Annotated in this window: 23 protein-coding genes; 17 read left to right on the forward strand and 6 right to left on the reverse strand. The window is 72.0% G+C overall.

Going from position 1 to position 24,027, the window contains the following annotated elements; all coding sequences use genetic code 11:
* Window positions 1–594: lytic transglycosylase domain-containing protein (locus ABZS51_RS15365; protein WP_355440631.1), on the forward strand; the 594-nt coding region annotated here is incomplete at its 5' end.
* On the opposite strand, the gene ABZS51_RS15370 is transcribed toward ABZS51_RS15365, so the two are convergent.
* On the reverse strand, window positions 585–1,547 hold the full coding sequence (locus tag ABZS51_RS15370) for a ferrochelatase (protein WP_355440634.1): 963 nt from the start codon (window positions 1,545–1,547) through the stop codon (window positions 585–587). The two genes, ABZS51_RS15365 and ABZS51_RS15370, sit on opposite strands and share 10 nt — an antisense overlap.
* Window positions 1,548–1,646: 99 nt before the next feature.
* On the opposite strand from ABZS51_RS15370, the gene ABZS51_RS15375 reads away from it, so the two are divergent.
* Together ABZS51_RS15375 and ABZS51_RS15380 are read left to right on the forward strand one after the other, a co-directional pair.
* On the forward strand, window positions 1,647–3,647 hold the full coding sequence (locus ABZS51_RS15375) for an alpha/beta fold hydrolase (RefSeq protein ID WP_355440637.1): 2,001 nt from the start codon (window positions 1,647–1,649) through the stop codon (window positions 3,645–3,647).
* Window positions 3,647–4,435, forward strand: a complete 789-nt coding sequence (locus ABZS51_RS15380) for an inositol monophosphatase family protein (RefSeq protein WP_355440639.1) — start codon at window positions 3,647–3,649, stop codon at window positions 4,433–4,435. The genes ABZS51_RS15375 and ABZS51_RS15380 overlap by 1 nt, the downstream gene beginning before the upstream one ends.
* A gap of 125 nt (window positions 4,436–4,560) precedes the next feature.
* On the opposite strand, the gene ABZS51_RS15385 is transcribed toward ABZS51_RS15380, so the two are convergent.
* A complete protein-coding gene (locus tag ABZS51_RS15385; RefSeq protein ID WP_310710934.1) occupies window positions 4,561–4,725 on the reverse strand; it encodes a hypothetical protein in 165 nt (54 codons plus the stop codon).
* A 228-nt stretch (window positions 4,726–4,953) separates the two neighbouring features.
* Here ABZS51_RS15385 and ABZS51_RS15390 point away from each other — a divergent pair, with 228 nt between their 5' ends.
* The 4 genes from ABZS51_RS15390 to ABZS51_RS15405 all read left to right on the forward strand — a co-directional run bounded on the left by ABZS51_RS15390 (window position 4,954) and on the right by ABZS51_RS15405 (window position 8,541).
* On the forward strand, window positions 4,954–5,607 hold the full coding sequence (locus ABZS51_RS15390) for a response regulator transcription factor (protein ID WP_310710935.1): 654 nt from the start codon (window positions 4,954–4,956) through the stop codon (window positions 5,605–5,607).
* A gap of 73 nt (window positions 5,608–5,680) precedes the next feature.
* Complete coding sequence (locus ABZS51_RS15395; RefSeq protein WP_310710936.1) at window positions 5,681–6,997, forward strand: HAMP domain-containing sensor histidine kinase; 1,317 nt, start codon at window positions 5,681–5,683, stop codon at window positions 6,995–6,997.
* 283 nt (window positions 6,998–7,280) lie between these two features.
* Window positions 7,281–7,580, forward strand: a complete 300-nt coding sequence (locus ABZS51_RS15400; RefSeq protein WP_020542847.1) for a DUF4193 domain-containing protein — start codon at window positions 7,281–7,283, stop codon at window positions 7,578–7,580.
* A gap of 88 nt (window positions 7,581–7,668) precedes the next feature.
* Window positions 7,669–8,541 carry a hypothetical protein gene (locus ABZS51_RS15405; protein ID WP_355440644.1) on the forward strand — a complete coding sequence of 291 codons (873 nt, stop codon included), beginning with the start codon at window positions 7,669–7,671 and terminating at the stop codon, window positions 8,539–8,541.
* Here ABZS51_RS15405 and ABZS51_RS15410 read toward each other — a convergent pair.
* Window positions 8,538–9,137: a TetR/AcrR family transcriptional regulator gene (locus ABZS51_RS15410; RefSeq protein WP_355440647.1), complete on the reverse strand. Its 600-nt coding sequence runs from the start codon at window positions 9,135–9,137 to the stop codon at window positions 8,538–8,540. The genes ABZS51_RS15405 and ABZS51_RS15410 overlap by 4 nt on opposite strands.
* A 142-nt stretch (window positions 9,138–9,279) precedes the next feature.
* Between ABZS51_RS15410 and paaN the strand changes: the two genes are divergently transcribed.
* Window positions 9,280–10,932, forward strand: a complete 1,653-nt coding sequence (gene paaN, locus ABZS51_RS15415) for a phenylacetic acid degradation protein PaaN (RefSeq protein ID WP_355440650.1) — start codon at window positions 9,280–9,282, stop codon at window positions 10,930–10,932.
* A 228-nt stretch (window positions 10,933–11,160) separates the two neighbouring features.
* Window positions 11,161–12,594 carry a trehalose-6-phosphate synthase gene (locus ABZS51_RS15420; protein WP_310710940.1) on the forward strand — a complete coding sequence of 478 codons (1,434 nt, stop codon included), beginning with the start codon at window positions 11,161–11,163 and terminating at the stop codon, window positions 12,592–12,594.
* On the opposite strand, the gene ABZS51_RS15425 is transcribed toward ABZS51_RS15420, so the two are convergent.
* The gene (locus tag ABZS51_RS15425; RefSeq protein ID WP_310710941.1) at window positions 12,527–12,811 is read right to left on the reverse strand and encodes a DUF4235 domain-containing protein; all 285 of its coding nucleotides are present in this window, start codon (window positions 12,809–12,811) and stop codon (window positions 12,527–12,529) included. The two genes, ABZS51_RS15420 and ABZS51_RS15425, sit on opposite strands and share 68 nt — an antisense overlap.
* A gap of 79 nt (window positions 12,812–12,890) precedes the next feature.
* On the opposite strand from ABZS51_RS15425, the gene valS reads away from it, so the two are divergent.
* The 6 genes from valS to ABZS51_RS15455 all read left to right on the forward strand — a co-directional run bounded on the left by valS (window position 12,891) and on the right by ABZS51_RS15455 (window position 19,165).
* Window positions 12,891–15,410 carry a valine--tRNA ligase gene (valS, locus tag ABZS51_RS15430; protein ID WP_355440655.1) on the forward strand — a complete coding sequence of 840 codons (2,520 nt, stop codon included), beginning with the start codon at window positions 12,891–12,893 and terminating at the stop codon, window positions 15,408–15,410.
* A gap of 80 nt (window positions 15,411–15,490) precedes the next feature.
* Window positions 15,491–16,726, forward strand: a complete 1,236-nt coding sequence (locus ABZS51_RS15435) for an AI-2E family transporter (RefSeq protein ID WP_355440658.1) — start codon at window positions 15,491–15,493, stop codon at window positions 16,724–16,726.
* Between the two features lie 226 nt (window positions 16,727–16,952).
* Window positions 16,953–17,384 (forward strand): dUTP diphosphatase, encoded by a 432-nt coding sequence (gene dut, locus ABZS51_RS15440; RefSeq protein ID WP_310711011.1) that lies wholly within the window; start codon window positions 16,953–16,955, stop codon window positions 17,382–17,384.
* Between the two features lie 56 nt (window positions 17,385–17,440).
* Window positions 17,441–18,082: a DUF3710 domain-containing protein gene (locus ABZS51_RS15445; protein WP_355440661.1), complete on the forward strand. Its 642-nt coding sequence runs from the start codon at window positions 17,441–17,443 to the stop codon at window positions 18,080–18,082.
* Between the two features lie 29 nt (window positions 18,083–18,111).
* Window positions 18,112–18,495 carry an OB-fold nucleic acid binding domain-containing protein gene (locus tag ABZS51_RS15450; protein ID WP_310710945.1) on the forward strand — a complete coding sequence of 128 codons (384 nt, stop codon included), beginning with the start codon at window positions 18,112–18,114 and terminating at the stop codon, window positions 18,493–18,495.
* Window positions 18,496–18,499: 4 nt separating this feature from the next.
* Window positions 18,500–19,165 carry a DUF3159 domain-containing protein gene (locus tag ABZS51_RS15455; protein WP_310710946.1) on the forward strand — a complete coding sequence of 222 codons (666 nt, stop codon included), beginning with the start codon at window positions 18,500–18,502 and terminating at the stop codon, window positions 19,163–19,165.
* Between the two features lie 59 nt (window positions 19,166–19,224).
* Here the strand turns inward: ABZS51_RS15455 and ABZS51_RS15460 are convergent, their stop codons facing one another.
* Both ABZS51_RS15460 and ABZS51_RS15465 read right to left on the reverse strand, forming a co-directional pair.
* The gene (locus ABZS51_RS15460; protein WP_310710947.1) at window positions 19,225–19,884 is read right to left on the reverse strand and encodes a TrkA family potassium uptake protein; all 660 of its coding nucleotides are present in this window, start codon (window positions 19,882–19,884) and stop codon (window positions 19,225–19,227) included.
* A complete protein-coding gene (locus ABZS51_RS15465; protein WP_355440665.1) occupies window positions 19,884–20,549 on the reverse strand; it encodes a TrkA family potassium uptake protein in 666 nt (221 codons plus the stop codon). The genes ABZS51_RS15460 and ABZS51_RS15465 overlap by 1 nt, the downstream gene beginning before the upstream one ends.
* Before the next feature lie 101 nt (window positions 20,550–20,650).
* Here ABZS51_RS15465 and ABZS51_RS15470 point away from each other — a divergent pair, with 101 nt between their 5' ends.
* Entirely contained in the window at window positions 20,651–22,693 is a 2,043-nt protein-coding gene (locus ABZS51_RS15470; protein WP_355440668.1) for an APC family permease, read from the forward strand.
* 57 nt (window positions 22,694–22,750) lie between these two features.
* The gene (locus ABZS51_RS15475; RefSeq protein WP_355440671.1) at window positions 22,751–24,013 is read left to right on the forward strand and encodes a class I SAM-dependent RNA methyltransferase; all 1,263 of its coding nucleotides are present in this window, start codon (window positions 22,751–22,753) and stop codon (window positions 24,011–24,013) included.
* Window positions 24,014–24,027: the final 14 nt, after the last annotated feature.

Raw genomic sequence — 24,027 nt, forward strand, 5'->3', positions numbered from 1 at the left:
AGCGCCGGACGCGGCCAGGAGCTGCGGATGGCGCGCGGCGTCGCGGTGCTGCTGCACGGCAAGGGCGGCGCGATCAGCCAGGCCCGCGTGCGCCGGCTGCTCGGCGCCGGCTCCCAGGTCGTGTCCCTCGTTCCCGAGAAGGCCCGGGAGAAGAAGAAGCCCCAGGCCCCGGCCACGGCCGCGACCGCCGCCCCCACCGCTCCGGCAAGGGGCCGCCCCGCCAGCTACCTGGACCTGTACAAGCAGTCGGCCACCCGCTGCCCCGGCCTGTCCTGGACGGTGCTGGCGGCCATCGGCCAGGTCGAGAGCTCACACGGCCGCAACAACGGGCCGTCCAGCGCCGGGGCGCTCGGCCCGATGCAGTTCATGCCCGCCACCTGGAAGGTGTACGGCGTGGACGGCGACGCCGACGGCAAGGCCGACATCTGGAGCCCGTACGACGCGGTGCCCGGAGCCGCCAACTACCTGTGCGCGAACGGCGCCGGTAAGGGCGGCGAGAAGCTGCGCAAGGCGATCTGGTTCTACAACCACTCCTGGGACTACGTGAACAAGGTCATGGGCGTCGCCGAGGGCTACGCCCGCGCCTACACCTGAGCCCGGGCCGGTCCTGGCCGGACCGGGGAGGGGCAGCAGGTCAGCGGGCACGGCACGGGCTCCGGCTCGTCCATCAGCTCGCGCACCATCCGCACGAACGCGGGATGGGTGCCGGCCGTCGCCGCCCGCTCCATCGGCAGCCCCAGCTCGGCGGCCACCTGCCGGGCCTCGGTGTCCAGGTCGTAGACGACCTCCATGTGGTCGGAGACGAACCCGATCGGCACCAGCACCACCGCCGGGGCCTCGACCTTGCGCAGGTGGTCGCACACGTCGGGCTCCAGCCACGGCACCTGCGGCGGGCCGCTGCGCGACTGCCACACCAGGTCCCACGGCTGCGTGCGGCCCAGCGCCCGGTTGACCAGCTCGGCGGAGCGGCGCAGCTGCGCCTCGTACAGGCCGCCCTCGGGGCCGGCGGTGCGGGCCATGCTCAGCGGGACGCTGTGCGCCGTGAACACCAGGCGGGCGTCGTCGCGGCCCAGCCGGTCGAGGGCCTGCCGGGTGTGGTCGGCCATCGCCTCGACGAAACCGGGATGGTCGCCGTAGTGCCGCATCTTGACCAGCTCGGGGCCGTCTTCGAGGGAGATGCGCTCGATGTCCTCGTAGTACTGGCGGCAGCTGGAGTAGCCGGCGAACGCCGAGGTGGCGAACACCGCCGCCCTGCGGACGCCGTCCTCCTTCATCCGCCGCACCGTGTCCTCGCCGAACGGGTGCCAGTTGCGGTTGCCCCAGTACACCGGCACGCCCGCCACCGGGCGCAGCGCCGCGACCAGGTCGCGGTTCTGCTGGTTGATCGGGCTGACCCCGCCGAAGCCCAGGTAGTGCTCGGCCACCGCCAGCAGCCGCTCGCGCGGCACGCCGCGGCCCCGCACGACGTTCTCCAGGAACGGCATGACGTCGTCGGGACCCTCGGGGCCGCCGAAGGACAGGACCAGAAGCGCGTCGTAGTTCCCCACGTGCCAACCCTATGCCGGAGTCCGCGCGGCCCCCTGCGAGGGATGTGAGTGACCGAGCCGCCGCACGTGGTGCGGTCATGAACAGGTAGGTTCGATCGGGTGAGCGCATTCAACGACATACGTGATTACGTGGCCATCCCTCGGGTTCTCTCGCTGAAGCTCGCGCCGGACGGATCCCGGCTCGTGTCCGTCGTGCAGTCGCTCAACCCCGACGGCAAGTCGTACGGCACGGCGCTCTGGGCGGTCCCCGTCGACGGTGAGCCGTACCGCCTGACGCGGTCGTCCAAGGGCGAGAGCGCGGCCGCGTTCACCCGCGCGGGGGACGTGCTGTTCACCTCCGCCCGCCCGGACACCACGGCCAAGGACGCCGGCGAGGAGGTGCCGGCGCTGTGGCTGCTGCCGCGCGCGGGCGGCGAGGCGCGGCAGGTGGCCGCGCGGCCCGGCGGCATCTCGTCCTTCCGCACGGCGGGCGACGTCGTGGTGTTCGCCTCCGACGTGCTCGGCGGCGAGGAGGCGGCCGAGGAGGAGCGCCGCAAGGCGCGCAAGGACGCCGGCATCAGCGCGATCCTGCACGAGGGCTACCCGGTGCGCTACTGGGACCACGACCTGGGCCCCGGCCGCACCCGGCTGTTCGCCGCCCGCCTCGGCGATGACCGCCTGGAGGACGTGCGCGACCTGACGCCCGACCCGGGCGAGGCGTTGCGCGACGCCACGTTCGACCTGACGCCCGACGGCGCGACGCTGGTGACGACCTGGCGGGTTCCGCTGCCGCGCGGCGAGGTGCGTACCGAGCTGGTCGCGATCGACGTGGCCACCGGCGAGCGGCGCGTGCTGTTCGGCGACGACGCCCACGACTTCGGCGGCCCGATCGCGGTCTCGCCCGACGGCGCCCGCGTCGCCTGCTCCCGTGAACGGCTCACCGCGCTCGACGTGCCGGCCCGCTCCGAGCTGTGGATCGGCGACCTGGCCACCGGCGAGGGCCGCGTGTACGCGCCCGATCTGCTGTTCCACATGGACGTGGAGTGGGCGCCCGACTCCTCGGCCGTCTACGTCGCGGCCGACCACCAGGGCCGCCGCCCCGTCTTCCGCGTCGCGGCCGGCGAGGACCCCGCGGAGCCCGTCCGGGTCACCGAGGACGACGCCTCCTACCTCGGGCTCAACGCCTCGCCCGACGGCCGGTTCCTGTACGCGCTGCGCAGCGGCGTCGGCATCGTGCCCGGACCGGCGCGCATCGACACGGCGCAGGGCGGCGCGGCGGCCGAGATCGCCGCTCTGCCCTCGCCCGCGCCCCGCCCCGAGCTGCCCGGCACGCTCACCGAGATCTCCGCCACCGCCGACGACGGCGTGCCGATCCGCGGCTGGCTCGTCCTGCCGGAGCACGCCTCCGCCGACGACCCCGCGCCGCTGGTGGTGTTCATCCACGGCGGCCCGCTCGGGTCCTGGAACGACTGGCAGTGGCGCTGGCAGTCGTGGATCATGGCGGCGCACGGCTACGCGGTCCTCATGCCCGACCCGTGCATGTCCACCGGCTACGGCCAGTCCATGATCGACCGCGGCTGGGGCGACTGGGGGCCGCGCACGATGGCCGACCTCGACGCGATCGTGGACGCCGCCGTGGCCAGGGACGACATCGACGCCGGGCGGACCGCCGCGATGGGCGGCTCCTACGGCGGCTACATGGCCAACTGGATCGCCGGCCACAGCGACCGCTACAAGGCGATCGTCACCCACGCCTCCCTGTGGAACCTCGAACAGTTCGTCGGCACGACCGACGCCGCCATGTACTGGCAGCGCGAGTTCGGCCCGGCCGGCTCCGAGCGCTACGCCAAGCTGTCGCCGCACCTGTCGCTGGGCGAGATCCGCACCCCGATGCTCGTCATCCACGGCGACAAGGACTACCGGGTGCCGATCGGCGAGGCGCTGCGCCTGTGGTGGGATCTCCAGCGCACCGAGGTCGAGGCGAAGTTCCTCTACTTCCCCGACGAGAACCACTGGATCCTCAAGCCCGGCAACGCCGTCGCCTGGTACGAGACCGTCCTGGCGTTCCTGGCCCAGCACGTGCTGGGCGAGGAGTGGAAGCGGCCGGAGTCGGTGGCGTGATGAACGAGTTCGCGAGGCTGGCCGAGGAGATCGCGCGCGAGGCGGGCGACATGCTGCTCGCCAAGCGGCCGACGATGTCCGAGGTCGTCGAGACGAAGTCCAGCCCCACCGACGTGGTGACCACGCTCGACACGGCGTCGGAGCGGCTGATCCGCGCCCGCATCCAGGAGGCCAGGCCGGGCGACCGCGTCCTGGGCGAGGAGGGCGGCGAGGCGGGCGGCGACTCCGGCGTGCGCTGGATCGTCGATCCCATCGACGGCACCGTCAACTTCCTGTACGGCCTGCCGGAGTGGGCGGTGTCGATCGCGGTGGAGGTGGACGGCCAGGTCGTCGCCGGCGTCGTCAACGTGGTGCCGCGCGGTGAGGTGTTCACCGCGGCGCTCGGCGAGGGTGCCTGGCTGGGCGCCGAGCGGCTGCGCTGCAACACCGGGGTGCCGCTGGCGCAGGCGCTGGTCTCCACCGGGTTCGGCTACGACGCCCGGCGGCGAGCCGTCCAGGGGAGGGTGCTGGCCGAGGTGCTGCCCCGGGTGCGCGACATCAGGCGCGGCGGCTCGTGCGCGGCGGACCTCTGCTCGGTGGCGGCGGGCCGCGTGGACGGCTACTACGAGCGGGGCGTCAACCGCTGGGACTACGCGGCGGCCGGGCTGATCGCCGCGGAGGCGGGGGCGCGGGTGGCGGGCCTGAACGGCAAGCCGGCCTCTTCCGAGCTGCTGCTGTGCGCGGCGCCGGGGCTGTTCGAGGAGCTGCACGACCTGCTCGCGCCGCTCGACCCCGAACGCGACGCCTGACCGCTCCCGGCCGGCCCGCGCAGACGTGGAACGGCCGGCATCGTGGACACGTGAAACGGCCGGGCCCCCTTCAGGAGGGGCCCGGCCGTTCCTACGCGTGATCAGCGGGTGTGTTTCGCGCCTGATCAGCAGGGCAAGGGAATGCCGTGATCGTCCGCCAGCCGGCGCAGGTCCTCGATCTCGGCGGTGAGGGTGTCGGCGAGGTAGTCGTCGCCGGCGCTACGGGCCTGCTGGAGGCCCTGGTAAGCCTGGTCGAGGCGGCGTTCGATCGTCGTGGTGAACTCGCCCATCTCACCTACTTTCTGCGGGGTTCGAGCTTCCCAGGGAGAAGCGGCACCCATACGAGGCCGTGCCCTCATGGCACGTCGATGGATGTCCCGCTGGCATACCCAGGGCCCTCGCTGTCCGAAACATGAATTCTCGGATGCGTTGCGGCAGGTTGTCGGCGCATGCCTTACCGTGCGCTTATCGAAGGCGTGTGCAGAATGAGTGCCGAGAATGGAGAGGGGTGCACGGGCGTGCGAGTGCTGGTGGTTGAGGACGAGCGGGTGCTCGCCGACGCGATCGCGACCGGCCTGCGGCGCGAGGCCATGGCGGTCGACGTCGCCTACGACGGCGGCGGCGCGCTGGAACGCACCTCCTACATCGACTACGACGTGATCGTCCTGGACCGCGACCTGCCGGTCGTCCACGGTGACGAGGTGTGCCGCCGCCTGGTGGAGCAGCGCTCGGCCTCGCGGATTCTCATGCTCACCGCCTCGGGCGACGTGGACGACAAGGTGGAGGGGCTGGGCCTGGGGGCCGACGACTACCTCGCCAAGCCGTTCGTGTTCATCGAGCTGGTCGCCCGGGTGCGGGCGCTCGGCCGCCGCTCGGCCCCGGCGCTGCCGCCGGTGCTGGAGCGGGCCGGTGTCCGCCTCGACCCGGGCAAGCGGCTGGTCGAGCGCGACGGCCGGGAGATCATGCTCACCAAGAAGGAGTTCGCGGTCCTGGAGGAGCTGATGCGCGCCGAGGGCGCCGTCGTCAGCCAGGAGGACCTGCTGGACAAGGCATGGGACGAGAACATCGACCCGTTCACCAACGTGGTGCGGGTCACCATGATGACGCTGCGCAAGAAGCTGGGCGACCCGCAGGTGATCGAGACCGTGCCCGGGGTGGGGTACAAGCTGTGAGCCGTGCCCTCCCGGGCGGTGTCGTCACAGGGCCGGTGAAGGGGCGGGCGAGGGGCCCGGCGGAGGGGGCTGTGTGACCGAGAGGCAGGAGCGGCGCGAGAATCCGGTGCCCACGCACCCCATGATCAGCCCGCATTCGGAGCGCAAGGCCACCCGGCCGAACGAGGCGCCGCCACCGAGCGGCCCGCCGGTCTGGGACGGCCCGCCGCCGCCCAGCTACGCGCCCGTCCAGCGGTCGGCGCGCGAGCTGGTGAGGGAGCTGCCCGGCAGGGTCAGCATCCGCTGGCGGCTCACCCTCACCTACAGCGCGCTGTTCCTGGTGGCGGCCGGCGTGCTGCTGTTCTCCATCTACGCGATCGTCGGGCGGGCCATCGACGAGGCGTGGCTGCCGCTGGACCTGAGCGGCGTCGATCCGATCGACGCCGCCATCACGCAGCGCCGATGGGGCATCGCGCAGCAGCAGGCCGTGCAGACGGCGCGCGACGTCCTGCTGAGCAGCTCCGTACTCGCTCTGGTGGGCGTGGGCATCCTGGCCCTCATTCTCGGCTACTTCGTCGCCGACCGGGCGCTGCGCCCGGTGACCCAGATGACGACCACGGCCCGCAAGCTGTCGGAGAGCAACCTCGCCCACCAGCGCATCGACCTGCGGGGCCCCGACGACGAGCTGAAGGAGCTGGCCGACACCTTCGACGCCATGCTCACGCGGCTCAACGTCGCCTTCGACACCCAGCGCCGGTTCGTGGCCAACGCCTCCCACGAGCTGCGCACCCCGCTGACCATCAACCGGACGGTGCTGGAGATCGCCCTGTCCGATCCGGAGGCGTCGGAGGACCTCAAGGCGCTGGGCCGTACCCTCCTGGAGGTCAACGCCCGCAACGAGAAGCTCATCGAGGGCCTGCTGCTGCTGGCGCGCAGCGAGCGGGAGCTGGCGGTGCGCAAGCCGCTGGACGTCAAGGACGTGGCCACGTCCGCCGTCGAGCAGGTGACGCCGTTCGCCGAGGAGCACGGGGTCACGATCACGACCGAGCTGGTGAGCGCGCCGACCGTGGGCGACCCGGTGCTCCTGGAACGCTCCGTGAGCAACCTGCTGGAGAACGCCGTCAAATACAACGCCCCCGAGAACGGGAAAGTCTGGATTCGGACGGGAATGGTGGACGGGGCCTTGGTTGTTCAGGTGGCCAACACGGGGCAGCACGTCCCGGCGTACGAGGTCAACAGCCTTTTCGAGCCGTTCAGAAGGCTCCACGCGGATCGCGTGGACTCGGCCAAGGGGGCCGGCCTCGGACTGTCCATCGTGCGCGCCGTGGTGCAGGCTCACGGCGGCAACGTGACCGCCGTGCCACGAGAGGGCGGAGGACTTGTGGTGACCATCCGGCTTCCGAGTCGCTGATCCGGCGTGTTGGTCGGGTGGGGGCGTCTCGTTCTTGCCGCACATGTGGTTGGATGTGCCGTCGAACACGGTGGTGCGGGACGCCAGGCTGTGGGTTTGGCCATATTTGGCTAACCATTGCCGATGGCAGAAGGCCCTGACGTGTTGGGAGGTTCAGTGTTCGTTCAACCGGGGTACCGATGCACAATCTCCCCACCGGAGCGGGCACAAGACACACCTGCCAGACGTTAGAAGACGCGCGACGAGCGCGAAGACATATGGATGAGGGGGATGGAGTAGCACCATGGCTACCGACTACGACAGCCCGCGCAAGACAGACGACGACCTCGGTGAGGACAGCCTGCAGGAGCTGCAGGCCAGGCGCACCGACAAGTCGTCCGGCAGCATCGACATCGACGAGACCGATCTCGCCGAATCGCTGGAGCTGCCCGGCGCGGATCTGTCCAACGAAGAACTCAGCCTGCGGGTGATCCCGCGCCAGGCCGACGAGTTCACCTGCTCGCGGTGTTTCCTCGTGCACCACCGCAGCCAGCTGGCCTCCGAGAAGAACGGCCAGCAGGTCTGCCGGGAGTGCGCGGCCTGACCACGGAGCGAGACAGCTCGCCCGCGGCGGCATGGAACGACGCCGCCTGGGCAACGAGCTGTCGCGACCAGAGGACGGAGGCTTCCGCGTGGCCCGACCGGACAGGCATCAGCGAGACAGCGACGAGCCGCACGACCACAAGGACGACCGACACCGGCAGGACGGGGACCGGCAGGACCGGGACCCGCGGCCGGACGACGAGCTCGCCGGCACCGATTCGGAGGTCGGCGAGCTCGTCGGCAAGCTCACCGAGCCCGGCCAGCTGGAGCCGGCCGAGCGGCGCAGGCTGCTCGGCCGTCTAGCCCGCAGCCTGAGCTCCGGCCAGTGGAAGGCGCGCGCCGAGGGCACCGGACGGGGCCGCTGGCTGGCCGACATCTTCCTCAGCATCGCGCCCCGCATCCCCATCCGCGACCTCCACACCCTCTCCGAGCACCACCACGGCCTGACCGGCGAGCAGCTCGCCGACGACCTCATCCGCACCGCCCAGAAGGCCACCATGACGGTCGGCGCCATCGGCGGAGCGCTCGCCGCGGCCGAGTTCGCCGCGCCGCCCCTCCTTCTGTCGGCCCCGGCCCAGCTCGTGGCCGAGACCATCGTGGTGGCCGCCATCGAGGTCAAGCTCCTCGCCGAGCTGCACGAGGTCTACGGCGTGCGCGTCCAGGGCACCGGCCCGCAGCGCGCCGCCGCGTTCACCGCCGCCTGGGCCAGGCAGCGCGGGATCGACCCCCTCGCCCCCGCGTCCGTCACCCTCGCGCTCGGCGCGGCCACCAAGACGGCTCTGCGCAACCGTCTCATGCGCACGCTCGGCCGCCACCTGACCACACTCGGCCCCTTCCTCACCGGCGCCGTGGCCGGGGGCACGCTCAACCGCATGGCCACCAAGAAGCTCGGCCAGGCCATCCGCGACGACCTGCGCGGCAAGCTGCCCCCTCCGCCGCCCCAGCGCGGGATCGGCCGCTAGGCGTCCGGACCGCGCAGGCCGTCGAAGGTCATCCGCACCAGCGTGTCCGCCAGGTCGTCCGCGGAGCCGCCGCGCGCGGGGCGGTACCACTCGGTGATCGAGTTGACCGCCCCGAACAGCAGCCGCGTCACCAGCGCCGGGTCCAGGTCGGGCCGGATCGCGCCCTCGGCCGCCGCCTCCTTCACCAGGTGGCTGACGAAGGCGTCGAAGGCGCGCCGCCGCTCCAGCGCCCGCCGCTCGGTCGCGCTGTTGCCCCGCACGCGCAGCAGCAGCGTCACGTACGGCAGGCGGTCCACCAGGATGCGGACACTCTCCCGCACCACCCACTCCAGGCGCTCGATCGCCGGCCCCGAGCCGGCCCGCTCGTCGGCGACCAGCTCCGACAGGCCGTCCAGCGCCCGGTCGAGCGCCAGCGCGAGCAGCTGCTCCTTGCCCGCCACGTGGTGGTAGATGGCCGACTTCGTGACCCCCAGCGCCCTGGCCAGGTCCTCCATGCTGGTGCCGTCGTAGCCGCGCTCGTTGAAGACGTCCACGGCGATCGCCAGGACGGACTCGGGATCGTGCCCCCGCCTTCCCTGGCGAGGTTGTACGGCCATGGCGCCATTATCCCCAGTCGCGTATCTCGGTTGCGGACCACCCGCTTCTGCCCCCGCCCGGATGTCTCGCTTGTCAACTGACCGAATGTTCGGTAAACACGTCAGCGTCTGCCCGAACCGCGGCAAGAGAGGTCGGAAAAGCATGTTCGACCAGCATCGCGAGACTCTCGACCGGGCCCTCGCGGCCATCGCCGGCCGGGGCTACTGGAGCGCCTACCCCGAGTCCCCGTCACCGCGGGTCTACGGCGAGGGGGCGGCCGAGCGGGGCAAGGCCGCGTTCGAGGCCCACCTGGGCAAGCCGTTCGAGCTGAACCAGCCGGGCACCGGCGGGTGGGTCGGCGCCGAGCGCTCGCCGTACGGGCTCGACCTCGGCGTCACCTACCCCGAGCCGGACGCCGGGCTGCTCGTCGAGGCGGCCGAGGCCGCCATGCCGGCCTGGCGCGACGCCGGGCCCGACGCCCGCGCGCTCGCCTGCGTGGAGATCGTCCACCGGATCAACCAGCGCTCGTTCGAGCTCGCGCACGCGGTGCAGCACACCACCGGGCAGGCGTTCGTGATGGCCTTCCAGGCCGGTGGGCCGCACGCGCAGGACCGCGCGCTGGAGGCCATCGCGTACGGCCACGCCGCCATGACCGCCTCGGCCTCCTCGGCCCGCTGGGAGAAGCCGGCCAAGGGCGACCCGCTGGTCATGACCAAGACGTTCACGGCCGTGCCGCGCGGCGTCGCGGTGGTGATCGGCTGCAACACCTTCCCGACCTGGAACGCCTACCCGGGGCTGTTCGCGTCGCTGGTCACCGGTAACCCGGTGATCGTCAAGCCGCACCCGCGGGCGATCCTGCCCCTGGCGATCACCGTGGGCATCGCCCGCGAGGTCCTCGCCGAGGCCGGCTTCGACCCGGCGCTGGTGTCGCTGGCCGTGGAGGAGGGCCGGGGCCTGGCCGTGACCCTCGCCACCCATCCCGGCGTGCGGATCGTGGACTTCACCGGGTCCACCGAGTTCGGCCAGTGGCTGGAGGCCAACGCCCGCCAGGCGCTCGTCCACACCGAGAAGGCCGGGGTCAACACGGTCGTCGTCGACTCGGCCGGCTCCTTCCGCGGCATGCTCGGCAACCTGGCGTTCTCGCTGTCGCTCTACAGCGGGCAGATGTGCACCACCCCGCAGAACATCCTCGTCCCCGCCGGCGGCATCGAGACCGACGAGGGGCACAAGAGCTTCGAGGAGGTGGCGGCGGGACTCGCCGGGGCCGTCGGGCGGCTGCTGGGCGACGAGGCGCGCGCGGTGGAGCTCACCGGCGCGATCGTCAACCCGGACGTGCTGGCCCGTCTGGAGGCCGCGCCGTCGCTGGGCGAGGTGGTGCTGGAGTCCCGGGCGCTCAAGCACCCGGCCTTCCCCGACGCGGTCGTGCGCACGCCCGTGATCGTCCGCGTGGACGCCGGCCGTGAGGACGTGTACGGGCGGGAGCACTTCGGGCCGATCGCGTTCGTCGTGCCCACGGCCTCGACGGAGGAGAGCCTGGGCCTGCTGCGCCGGGTGACCGCCGCGCGGGGCGCGCTCACGGCGGCGGTGTACTCGACGTCGCCCGAGGTGCTGGCGCGGGCCGAGCGGGCGGCCCTGGAGGCGGGGGTCAACCTGTCGTGCAACCTGGAGGGCGGAGTGTTCGTCAACCAGTCGGCGGCCTTCAGCGACTACCACGGCACGGGGGCCAACCCGGCGGCCACGGCCTCGCTCACGGACCCGTCGTTCGTCGCCGGCCGCTTCCACATGGTCCAGTCCCGCCGCCCGGCCGGGGGGTGAACGCCGCCCGTTGCCCGGATAGATGGGAAACGTCCGTTGTGTGTGATATGCGGCATTCACGTTTGTTTTAGCAGGTCCTGGGCAGGGTCTAAGGGCGCCGTTCCGTACGCGAGCTCGCGGCGACGCACGCTCCCGGCGCGAGGGCGGTGATGCGGCGGCGAGGCTCGGCGGCGGGCGCCGGAAGCCGTGTGTCGCGGCTCCCGCACAGGTGAGCCTAGGAGGACTTGGGTGAGTGGCCGTAGCTCGTTCCTGATCGTCGCCAACCGGTTGCCGGTGGATCGCACGGTCGAGCCCGACGGAACGGCCTCGTGGCGCAGGAGCCCCGGCGGGCTCGTGACCGCCATCGCGCCGGTGATGCAGCGCCGTCACGGCGCCTGGCTCGGGTGGCACGGCGCCCCCGACGAGAAGCTGGAGCCCCTGGAACAGGGGGGCATGAGCCTCATCCCGGTGCCGCTGTCGGCCCGCGAGGTCGAGCTGTACTACGAGGGCTTCTCCAACGCCACGCTGTGGCCGCTCTACCACGACGTGGTCGCGCCGCCGGTCTTCGACCGGGAGACGTGGGAGGCCTACCGCGCCGTCAACGAGCGCTTCGCCGTCGCCGCGGCCGAGGCCGCCGACGAGGGCGCCGTCGTCTGGGTGCAGGACTACCAGCTCCAGCTCGTGCCCGCCATGCTCCGCAAGCTCCGGCCCGACCTGCGGATCGGCTTCTTCCTGCACATCCCGTTCCCCCCGGTCGAGCTGTTCTGGCGGCTGCCCTGGCGCAAGGAGCTCGTCGAGGGTCTGCTCGGGGCCGACCTCGTCGGCTTCCAGCTGCCCGGCGGCGCCGCCAACTTCCGCCGGCTCTGCCGCCGCCTGCTCGGCCTGCCGTACAAGGGGAACGAGATCTTCGTGGAGGACCGGACCGTCACCACGCAGGCGTTCCCGATCTCCGTCGACTTCGGCGAGCTCGACTCGCTGGTGCGCGAGCCGCACATCATCCAGCGCGCCAAGGAGATCCGGGCCGAGCTCGGCGACCCCGAGCACATGCTGCTCGGCGTGGACCGCCTCGACTACACCAAGGGCATCGGCCAGCGCCTGGAGGCGTTCGGCGAGCTGCTCAAGGAGGGGACGCTCGCCCCCAACGAGGCGGTGTTCGTGCAGATCGCCACGCCCAGCCGGGAGCGGGTCGAGGAGTACAAGCGGCTGCGCGACGACATCGAGCTCCAGGTGGGCCGGATCAACGGCGAGCACGCGATGCTCGGCCTGCAGCCCATCCAGTACTTCCACCAGTCGTACGGCCGCGAGGAGCTGGCCGCGCTCTACCTGGCCGCCGACGTCATGGTCGTCACGCCCCTGCGCGACGGCATGAACCTCGTCGCCAAGGAGTATGTCTCCTGCCACCAGGACCTGCACGGCGCTCTCGTGCTCAGCGAGTTCACCGGGGCCGCGGACGAGCTGCGCCAGGCGTACCTGGTCAACCCGTACGACATAGAGGACGTCAAGCGGCAGATGATCGCCGCCATGCGGGCCACGCCGCACGAGTTGTCCCGGCGGATGCGCACGATGCGCCGCCGGGTCGCCACCTACGACGTGGACCGCTGGGCGAGCGAGTTCCTCACGGCACTCGAGTCACCTGCTTCACCGACCGCCACGCCTCATAGCGCTTCTTGGCAGTCCGATTGACCACGATCTGCGCCACCGACATGCCGACGCCCATGAGCACCGCGTAGCCGATGGCCTCGCCCATGCCGACCTCGGGGGAGTCGGGATCGACAGGCGGCTCCTTGCCCGTCGCCTTCACCCAGACGAACCCGAGGGCCTTGCGCGCCACCCACGCGGTCGCCAGTCCCATCAGCCCGCCGATGACCCGCCAGGCCAGGTCCGGCCTCTCATCTGCCATACGGACGTCTCCTTCCCCTCTGTAACGAACCCTAGTCTGCAACGCTGGCGTGACCCGCGAAGCCGTACCATATGGAGGCATGACTCAACAGCGACTACGCCATGCCGCCATGCCGGAAAAACCGTCTCTCGACGGCTTGGAGCAGGTATGGGTAGCCCGCTGGGAGCAGGAGGGCACCTACCGCTTCGACCGGTCGAAGACGCGTGAGCAGATCTACTCGATCGACACGCCCCCTCCGACCGTCTCCGGCTCGCTCCACGTGGGTCACGTCTTCTCCTACACCCACACCGACACCATCGCCCGTTTCCAGCGGATGCGCGGGCGTGAGGTGTTCTACCCCATGGGCTGGGACGACAACGGCCTGCCCACCGAGCGCCGCGTGCAGAACCACTTCGGCGTCCGCTGTGACCCCTCGGTGCCCTACGACCGCGACTTCACACCTCCCGCCAAGCCCGACCCCAAGCGGCAGGTGCCGATCTCGCGGGGCAACTTCATCGAGCTGTGCGAGCGGCTGACCACCGAGGACGAGAAGGCGTTCGAGGACCTGTGGCGCCGCCTCGGGCTGTCGGTCGACTGGTCCATGACGTACGCCACCATCGACGGCGCCGCGCGGGCCGCCTCCCAGCGGGCGTTCCTGCGCAACCTCGCCCGCGGCGAGGCGTACATGGCCGAGGCGCCGACGCTGTGGGACGTCACCTTCCGCACCGCCGTCGCCCAGGCCGAGCTGGAGGACCGCGAGTGGCCGGGCGCGTTCCACCGGATCTCCTTCTACGGCGAGAAGGGGCCCATCTGGATCGAGACCACCCGGCCCGAGCTGATCCCCGCCTGCGTGGCGCTGGTCGCCCACCCCGACGACGAGCGCTACCAGCCGCTGTTCGGCACGTCGGCGCTGTCGCCGCTGTTCGGCGTCGAGGTGCCGGTCCTCGCCCACCACCTCGCCGAGCCGGACAAGGGCTCCGGCATCGCGATGATCTGCACGTTCGGCGACCTGACCGACGTCACCTGGTGGCGCGAGCTCGGGCTGCCCACCCGGCCCGTCATCGGCCGCGACGGGCGGCTGCTGCCCGAGCCCCCGGAGGGCGCCGAGCGCGAGCCGTACGAGCAGCTGGCCGGAAAGACGGTCCACAGCGCCCGCGAGCGCATCGTGGAGCTGCTGCGCGAGTCCGGCGACCTCGACGGCGAGCCGCGGCCGGTCCAGCGCACGGTCAAGTTCTACGAGAAGGGCGACCGGCCCCTGGAGATCGTCACCACCCGCCAGTGGTACATCCGCAACGGCGGGCGCGACGCCGAGCTGCGCGAGCGGCTGCTCGGCCGGGGCTCGGAGCTGAGCTGGCACCCGCCGCACATGCGGGTCCGCTACGACAACTGGGTGCAGGGCCTGGCCGGCGACTGGCTGATCTCCCGGCAGCGCTTCTTCGGCGTGCCGTTCCCCGTCTGGTACCCGCTGGACGACGCCGGCGAGCCCGACCACACCCGGCCGCTGCTGCCGCCCGAGGACCTGCTGCCGGTGGACCCGTCGTCGCAGGTCCCCGACGGCTACACCGAGGACCAGCGGGGCAAGCCCGGCGGGTTCGTCGGCGACCCGGACGTCATGGACACCTGGGCCACCTCCTCCCTCACGCCGGAGATCGCGGGCGGGTGGGAGCGCGACCCCGACCTGTTCGCGCGGGTCTTCCCGATGGACCTGCGCCCGCAGGCCCACGAGATCATCCGCACCTGGCTGTTCTCCACCGTGGTCCGGGCCCATCAGGAGTTCGGCGCGCTGCCGTGGAGCGACGTGTCCATCTCCGGATGGATCCTCGACCCCGACCGCAAGAAGATGTCCAAGTCCAAGGGCAACGTCACGACGCCGCTCGGGCTGCTGGAGGAGTACGGCTCCGACGCGGTCCGCTACTGGGCGGCCAGCGGGCGGCCCGGCACCGACACCGCGTTCGACACCGGGCAGATCAAGGTCGGGCGGCGGCTCGCCATCAAGATCCTCAACGCCTCGAAGTTCGTGCTCGGCTTCCCCGAGGCCGACGTCGAGGTGACCGAGCCGCTCGACCTGTCCATGCTGGCCGGGCTGGCCGACGTGGTGGACGAGGCCACCCGGGCGTTCGAGGACTACGACTACACCAGGGCCCTGGAGGCGGCCGAGCGGTTCTTCTGGTCGTTCTGCGACGACTACCTGGAGCTGGTCAAGGCCCGCGCCTACGAGTCCGGCGCGGCCGCCGCCTCCGCCCACGCGGCCCTGCGGCTCGCGCTCGACGCGCTGCTGCGGCTGTTCGCGCCCTTTCTGCCGTTCGTCACCGAGGAGGTGTGGTCGTGGTGGCGGCCCGGCTCCGTCCACCGCTCCGCCTGGCCGGCCGTCGAGCGCGGGACCGGCGACCCGGCCGTGCTGACCGTGGCCTCCGAGGTGCTCCGGCGCGTGCGCAAGGCCAAGTCGGAGGCCAAGCTGTCCATGCGCGCCGAGGTGTCCCGCCTCACGGTGTCCGGACCCGAGGCCGGGCTCGTCCGGCTCGCGCAGGACGACCTGTGCGGGGCGGGCAACGTCGAGGAGTTCGTCCTGCGGGACGGGCCCGAGTTCGCGGTGGAGGTCGCCCTCACCGAGACCGCCTGACGTCCCTGGTGCCCCGGCGCCGGGTGCGCCCGATCGTTCAAGGGCGCGCATCCCGGCGCCGGACGTGCCAGTCTGGGGATGTGCTGAGAGACCGCCCCACCAAGCTCGTGCCTCCCGTGCTGGCCAAGATGGCCGCATGGTCAGGGTGCCTGATCCTCGTCGGCGTGGTGGTCTACTTCTTCGCGCAGGGCGTCGGGCGGCTCAGCTTCGTCGCCCTGCCCGTGGCGGTCGCCCTCCTGCTGACGGCGCTGCTGTTCCCCCTGGCCAGGAGCCTGCGCGAGGCCGGGATGCGGCCCATCTACGCCACCTGGATCACCATGCTGGTCGCGCTGGCCGTGCTCGCCGGCACCGGCTGGCTGGTCGGCGCCCGCGCCACCGAGGAGTTCCCCAACCTCGTCCAGCAGGTCCAGGCGACCTCGCGCGAGGTGCAGAAGTGGCTCATCACCGGCCCGCTGCACCTCAAGCAGGCGCAGATCACCGACTACGTCGACGAGATCGCGAACATGGTCAACACCCAGCGCAGCGCCATCACCGGCACGGTGCTGACCGCGGGCGCCGTCGCCTTCGAGGTGCTCGCCTCGATCGTGCTGCTGCTGTTCGTCACGTTCTTCCTGCTCAAGGACGGCGACCGGATCTGGTCGTGGTTCCTGCGGGCCTTCGGCGAGATGGCGCCGCGCGTCGACCGGGCGGGCCGCGCGGCGTGGACCACGCTCTCGCACTACGTGCAGGGCACCGTGGCCGTCGCCGCCGTCCACGGCCTCATCATGGGCATCGTGCTGGCCGGCATGGGCGTGCCGCTGTGGGCGCCGCTGGCCGTGCTCATCTTCTTCGCCAGCTTCATCCCCATCGTCGGCATCTTCTTCGCCGGCACGGTCGCCACGCTCGTCACACTGGGCGCCAAGGGCCCCGTCTACGCCCTGATCTTCGTCGGCGTCCTCGTGGTCGAGCAGCAGCTGGAGAACCATGTGCTCCAGCCGCTCATCGTCGGCCGGGCCCTCAACTTCCACCCGCTGGCCATCATCCTCGTCCTGGCCGTGGGCGGCATCCTCGGCGGCATCGCCGGGGCGGCGGTCGCCGTCCCGGTCGCGGCGGTGATCTACCGGGCGCTGCCCGAGCTGCGGCACGACCCACCGGCGGCCCTGCCACCGGGAGTGCACGCGGACGAGGACGCCGGGGGAGAGCCGCCCGGTGAGGACGGTGGCGCGGGAGAGCCGACCGGCGACGGCGAGCGTCCCGAGCCGCCGCGGGCGCTTCCCGGCGGCGCCCCCGCCGCGGCGGGAGTGCCAGGCGGCGAAAGGCCGGCCGACAGCGAGTAATCTCGTCACTCGTGACCCGTACCGCTCCACCGGCCTCATGGCCCCGCACGACACTCCACCCGGGCACCGGGTGTGACCGGATCACTCTCCGGAGGGCGTACCTTGAGGCTGAGGGGCGCATCGGCGCCCCGGAGCACCACGACGAGGTGAACCCGTGACCGCGACCGACCGCGACGCGGCGGGGCTCCGGCCCGGAACGCCCACGGACGCCCCGGCCGAGGCTCCGCTGGAGATCCTCATCCAGCGGCTCGACCCCGGCCTGCCGGCGCCCTCGTACGCCCATCCGGGCGACGCGGGCGCCGACCTGCGCGCCGCGTGCGACGCCGAGCTCGCGCCCGGCGAGCGCGCGGTGGTGCCGACCGGCGTCGCCATCGCGCTGCCCGACGGCTACGCCGCGTTCGTCCACCCGCGCTCCGGCCTGGCCTCCCGGCACGGCGTCACCCTGGTCAACGCGCCCGGCACGGTCGACGCCGGCTACCGGGGCGAGATCAAGGTGACGATGATCAACACCGACGCCAGGGAGCCGTTCCGGGTGCGGCGCGGCGACCGCATCGCCCAGCTCGTCGTCCAGCGGGTCGAGCGGGCGGCCTTCCGCGAGGTGGCGGAGCTGCCGGGGTCGGCGCGGGGCGCGGGCGGGTTCGGCTCGACGGGGCGCTGACCGGGGTCCGGCCGCCGACAGGGTTCACAGAGCACTGACCAGGGAGAGTGAGAGACGTGTTCCGACGCCGTCGTCGCGAGCATCCGCAGGGGCCGGCCGACTCGGCCAAGGCCCCGGCCGAGCCCATGCGCGAGTCCGGTCCGTGGGACTCCGACGAGCCCCACCCCGAGCACGACCGGGTCGACCTCGGTGGCCTGCTGCTTCCGCACAACCCCGACTTCGATGTACGGCTGGCCTCCGTCGGCGACCAGCACATCGGTGTCGTCGTCATCCACGACGACAGCACGCTCCAGCTCCAGGCGCTGGCCGCGCCCCGGTCCATGGGGCTGTGGGACGAGGTCAGGATCAAGATCACTCAGCAGGTGCCGTCCCTCCAGGAGCGCGAGGGACCGTTCGGCACCGAGCTGAGCGGCGAGATCACCGCCGACGGCCAGACCCGCCAGGCGCGCTACCTCGGGGTCGACGGGCCCCGCTGGTTCCTGCTCGCCGTCGTCCACGGCCCGGCCGCCGCCGACGAGGCCCTCGCCGCGCCGTTCCTCGACTTCCTGCGCGACGTCGTCGTCGTCCGCGGCACCGAGCCGATGGCGCGCGAGGAGCCGATCGCGCTGCGCCGCCCCAACGAGCACGGCGTCCCGGACGAGGACCGGACGGGCCTCAACCCGTTCCGGCGCGGACCTGAGATCAGCGAGATTCGCTGACGGCCTCCCATCGCATAGGCTGTTTCATCATGACTACGGCAGGGACTCCCAAACGGGGGTTGCGCGGGTTCTTCAGTCGGCTGGCCTCACCCCAGTCCGAGATCGAGGCGCAGATGCTGCGCCAGGACGCCGAGCAGACGGGCGCGACGCCGATCGCCTCGTGTGGCGGCAGACGCCGGTTCTGTGTAGCCGGTACGCTACGTACGGTGACGTTGCGGCCGAGGGGAGGAGCCCCCGCGCTCGAGGCGGAGCTGTACGACGGGTCCGACGTGATCGACCTGGTCTGGCTCGGCCGCCGCAAGATCGCGGGCATCGAGCCCGGCCGGATCGTCAAGGCCGAGGGCCTGGTGAGCATGCAGGACGGCCGCAAGGTGATGTTCAATCCGCGCTACGAGCTGCGCCCAGGGAGTTGATCAGGTGAAGGCCGAGGCCGGAGACGCCGCCCACGACACCGTGGAGGCAGCCGTTCGAGCCCAGCTCTCCAAGGCGTTCGGCGGCGTGCGGGGCATCATCGAGGCGGCGGTGCCGACGGCGGCGTTCACGCTGGCCTGGATCTCCACCGAGGAGCTGAAGCTGTCGCTCATCGTCAGCGTCTCGCTGTCGGTGCTGCTGCTGCTCGCGCGGGTCCTGCAGCGCTCGACTCCGCAGTTCGTCATCAACAGCCTGATCGGCATCGCGATCGGCGCCTTCTTCGCCAGCCGCACCGGCGACGCCAAGGACTACTTCCTGCCGGGCATCCTGTGGAACGGCGCCTACGCGGTGGCCATGCTGCTGTCCGTCGTCGCCCGCTGGCCCGTGGTCGGGTTCCTCATCGGCTCGGTGACCGGCGACCCGACGGGGTGGCGCAAGGACCCGGGCGTCGTCCGGCTCTGCTCCCGGCTGACGTGGCTGCTCATGATCCCGTGCGTGGTGCGGGTGGCGGTGCAGCTTCCGGTCTACCTGTTCGGCGGGGACGAGGCGGTGGCGGCGCTGGGCGTCACCAAGATCGCCATGGGGTGGCCGCTGCAGATAGCGGCCCTGACCGCCATGATCTGGGTCCTCGGCCGCGGCCGCACCCCGATCAACCCCGTCGCCCCGGTCTGACCCGCCCCCACCCCACGAGAAGCCGTGAGGGCCGGTCCCGCCGTGCCGGCGGGACCGGTTCAGTGCTGCGACAGCAGGTGGGCGAGCTCCTGCTCGACCTCCTGGGTGGCGACGAACAGCAGCTCGTCGCCCGCCTCCAGCGGGTCGTCGTCGGAGGGCACCAGCACGCTGCCCTCGCGCAGGATCGCCACGAGCGCCGAGTCGGCCGGCCACGGCACCGAGCCGGCCCGCTGGCCCACCACCGGCGCGTCCTCGGCCAGCGTGAGCTCCACCAGGTTGGCCTGCCCCTGGCGGAACGTCAGCAGCCGCACCAGGTCGCCGACGCTGACCGCCTCCTCGACGAGCGCGCTCAGCAGGCGCGGCGTCGAGACGGCCACGTCCACGCCCCACGACTCGTTGAACAGCCACTCGTTGTTGGGATGGTTGATCCGGGCGACCACCCTCGGCACGCCGTACTCGGTCTTGGCCAGCAGCGACACCACCAGGTTGACCTTGTCGTCGCCGGTGGAGGCGACGACCACGTGGCAGTTGTTCAGGCCCGCCTCGTCCAGCGAGGCGATCTCACAGGCGTCGGCCAGCAGCCACTCCGCCCGCGGCACGCTGTCGATCTTGATGGCCTTGGGATCCACGTCGATGAGGAGAATCTCGTGCCCGTTCTCCAGCAGCTCGGCGGCGATGGACCGGCCCACGGCCCCGGCCCCCGCGATCGCGACGCGCATCAGTCGTCCTTCTCCGGTGCGGCGGCGAGCACCTTGTTGATCCGGTCCATGTCGTTCTCGGCGGCCATGACGTGCAGGATGTCGCCCTCCTGGAGCACCGTGTCGTCCGCGACGACCAGCGACTCGCCCATCCGGTTGATGAACGCGGCCCGGCACCTCGCCCTGGGCTCCAGGTCGACGGCGCGCGTGCCGACCCAGGACGGGTGGACGGGCACCTCGGCCAGGACGACCCGGCCGGTCGGGTCGCGCCACAGCGGCTCGGCCCCCTCCGGCAGGATGCGCCGCAGGATCTGGTCGGCCGTCCAGCGCACGGTGGCCACCGTGGGGATGCCCAGCCGCTGGTAGACCTCGGCCCGGCGAGGGTCGTAGATCCGGGCCACGACGTTGTCCACACCGAACGTCTCCCGGGCCACCCGGGCCGAGATGATGTTGGAGTTGTCCCCGCTGGAGACGGCCACGTACGCGGTGGCGGACTCGATGCCGGCGTCGGTGAGCACGTCGCGGTCGAAGCCGATGCCCGTCACCCGCCGGCCGCGGAACCCCGCCCGCAGCCGGCGGAACGCCTGCGGATCGCGGTCGATGATCGCGACCGAATGGCCGCCGTCTTCGAGAATGTGAGCCAGGGTCGATCCGACCCGCCCGCATCCCATGATCACTATATGCATACTCCCCCGCATCTCGCGGTCGGCCGGTTGCTCGACACCAGTATGGCCTGATAGGGGAGCGCTCGGCTGCGTGGCCGAATCGGGGACTAGGCTCTGGTTACGTGGCGAAGGTGACAGATCTTCTGAAACGCGTCCTGGTAGGCCGGGCGCTGCGGAGCGGGCAGCTGCACGAGCAGCTGCTGCCCAAGCGCATCGCGCTGCCGGTGTTCGCCAGCGACGCCCTGTCCTCCGTGGCGTACGCGCCGCAGGAGATCCTCGTCATCCTCTCGCTGGCCGGCGTCTCGTTCTACAGCTACAGCCCGTGGATCGCGCTCGCCGTGGTGCTGGTCATGCTGACGGTCGTCGCGTCGTACCGGCAGAACGTCCACGCCTATCCCAGCGGCGGCGGCGACTACGAGGTGGCCACCACCAACCTCGGGAAGAATGCCGGGCTCACCGTGGCCAGCGCCCTCATGGTCGACTACGTGCTGACCGTGGCCGTGTCCGTGGCCAACGGCGTCGACTACGTGGGCGCCACCATCCCGTTCGTCGCCGAGAACAAGCCCGCGGTCGCCATCACCATCGTCATCCTGCTCACCGTGGTCAACCTGCGCGGCCTGCGCGAGTCGGGCGCCGCCTTCGCCGTCCCGACGTACGCGTTCATGGTCGCGGTGATCGGCCTCGTCCTGTGGGGCGGGTTCCGGCTGCTGGTGCTCGGCGACCAGCTGCACGCGCCCAGCGCCGACTTCGACATCGTCCCGGAGCAGAGCGACCTGGCGGGGTTCGCCGCCGCCTTCCTCGTGCTGCGGGCGTTCTCCTCCGGCTGCGCGGCGCTGACCGGCGTCGAGGCCATCAGCAACGGCGTGCCGGCCTTCCGCAAGCCCAAGAGCAAGAACGCCGCGACCACCCTGCTCATGATGGGCCTGGTCGCGATCACCATGTTCGGCGGCATCATCGCGCTCGGCCTGGCCTCCGGGGTGAAGGTGGCCGAGCCGTCCGTGGTGGCGACCGACCTGCTCAGGCCCGACGGGACGCCCGTCGGCCCCGGCTACTACCAGCAGCCGATCATCTCCCAGGTGGCCGACGCGGTCTTCGGCGGCGGCTCGGCGCCGTTCGTGGTGATCTCCGCGGTGACGGCCCTCATCCTGTTCCTGGCGGCCAACACCGCCTTCAACGGCTTTCCGGTGCTCGGCTCGATCCTGGCCCAGGACCGCTACCTGCCGCGCCAGCTGCACACCCGCGGCGACCGCCTCGCGTTCTCCAACGGCATCGTCCTCCTCGCCCTCGGCGCCTGCCTGCTGCTGTGGGGGTTCCAGGCCGACGTCAGCCGCCTGCTGAACCTCTACATCGTCGGCGTCTTCGTCTCCTTCACCCTCAGCCAGACCGGCATGGTCATCCACTGGACGCGCCACCTGAAGACCGAGACCGACCCGCAGGTCCGCCACCGGATGCACCGCTCGCGCACCATCAACTTCTTCGGCGGCGTCATGACCGGCATCGTGCTCGTCGTCGTGCTGCTCACCAAGTTCCTGGTCGGCGCGTGGATCGTGTGCCTGGCGATGCCGGTCCTGTTCCTCATGATGAAGGGCATCCGCCGGCACTACGACAACGTGGCGGCCGAGCTGGAGATCACCGGCGAGTACGACGCGTCGATGCTGCCCGCGCGCAACCACGCCATCGTGCTCGTCTCCAAGATCCACAAGCCCACCATGCGGGCCCTCGCCTACGCCCGCGCCACCCGGCCGTCCACGTTGGAGGCCGTCAGCGTGGGCGTGGAGGGCCCCGAGGCGCGCCAGCTCCAGGACGAGTGGGAGCGCCGCGGCATCCCGGTGCCGCTCAAGATGCTCGACTCGCCGTACCGGGAGATCACCCAGCCGATCCTCGACTACGTCAAGACGCTGCGCCGACGCTCGCCGCGCGACGTGGTGACGGTCTTCATCCCCGAGTACGTGGTCGGGCACTGGTGGGAGCACCTGCTGCACAACCAGAGCGCGCTGCGGCTGAAGGCCCGGCTGCTGTTCAAGCCCGGCGTGATGGTGACGAGCGTGCCGTGGCAGCTCCACTCCTCCGACCGGCTCAAGGGCCGCCCGGAGCCGTACGCTCCTGGCTCGGTGCGGCGCTCCTGGGACGACGTCGCCAAGGACAAGGAGATCCAGACCGGCTGACGGCCGGCGGGGCCTTCGACGTGCGGGACCCGCGCGGGCGGGGCATAGGGTGTCGATGTGGAAGTGGAACAGGCATCTTTGGAGCTCACGGTCGGCCCGGTCGCGCACGGAGGCTGGTGCGTCGCCCGGCACGAAGGGCGCGTGGTGTTCGTCCGGCACGCGCTGCCGGGCGAGCGCGTCGTCGCCGCCGTGACCGAGGAGACCTCCCGCTTCCTCCGCGCCGACGCCGTGGAGATCCTGGAGCCCTCCCCCGACCGCGTCGTGCCGCCCTGCCCCTACGCCGGCCCCGGCCGGTGCGGCGGCTGCGACTGGCAGCACGCGACTCTGGAGGCCCAGCGCGCGCTCAAGGCCGAGGTGGTGGCCGAGCAGTTGCGCAGGCTCGCCGGCATCGACCGGAAGGTCGTGGTGGAGGAGGTGCCGGGCGCGCCGGACGGCCTCGGCTGGCGCACCCGTGTCCAGCTCGCCGTACGACCGGACGGGGCGCCGGGCTTCCGCAAGCACCGCTCCCACGACATCCAGCCCGTCGACGCGTGCCTGATCGCCCACCCGGAGGTGGAGGCGGTCGGCGCGGAGCTGCATGAGTGGCCCGGGGCGGCGGGCGTCGAGGTGATCGCCTCCGCGGGCGGCGACCGCGCCGTGGTGGTCAAGCCGCGCCCGCGCCGCACGGTGCCCGTGCCCGACCTCGACGCGCCGGCCTCGATCCTGCTCGACCAGGGCAAGGGCCGCACGGTGCCGCGCCACGGCTCGGGCGTGCTGCGCGAACGGGTCGGCGACCGGGAGTTCCGGGTGTCGGGCAGCGGCTTCTGGCAGGTCCACCCCGGCGCCGCGGAGACCCTGCTGGACGCGGTCCTGACCTTCGCCGCCCCGGAGCCGGGGGAGTGGGCGCTCGACCTCTACTGCGGGGTGGGCCTGTTCGCCGCCGGCCTGGCCGAGGCGGTGGGACCGGAGGGAGCCGTCTTCGGCCTGGAGTCGGACGCGGCGGCGGTCCGCGACGCCCGCGCCAACCTCCGCGACCTCCCGCAGGCGCGCGTGGAGCGGGGCCGGGTCGAGGAGGCCCTGGACCGCTTCCAGATCGAACGCGCCGACGTGGTCGTGGTGGACCCGCCCCGCGCCGGCCTCGGCCGCGAGGTGGTGGACCGCGTCGCGGGCCTGGAGGCGCCACGCATCGTCTACGTCTCCTGCGACCCGGCCACCCTGGCCCGCGACCTGGCCTGGCTGGACGAGCGCGGCTACGGCCTCACGGACCTGCGCGCCTTCGACGCCTTCCCGATGACCCACCACGTGGAGTGCGTGGCGCTACTGGTGAAGAAGGCGGTCTAGCCTCTGGTCGAACG

Source organism: Nonomuraea sp. NPDC005501, from assembly GCF_040605905.1.
Lineage (GTDB): Bacteria > Actinomycetota > Actinomycetes > Streptosporangiales > Streptosporangiaceae > Nonomuraea.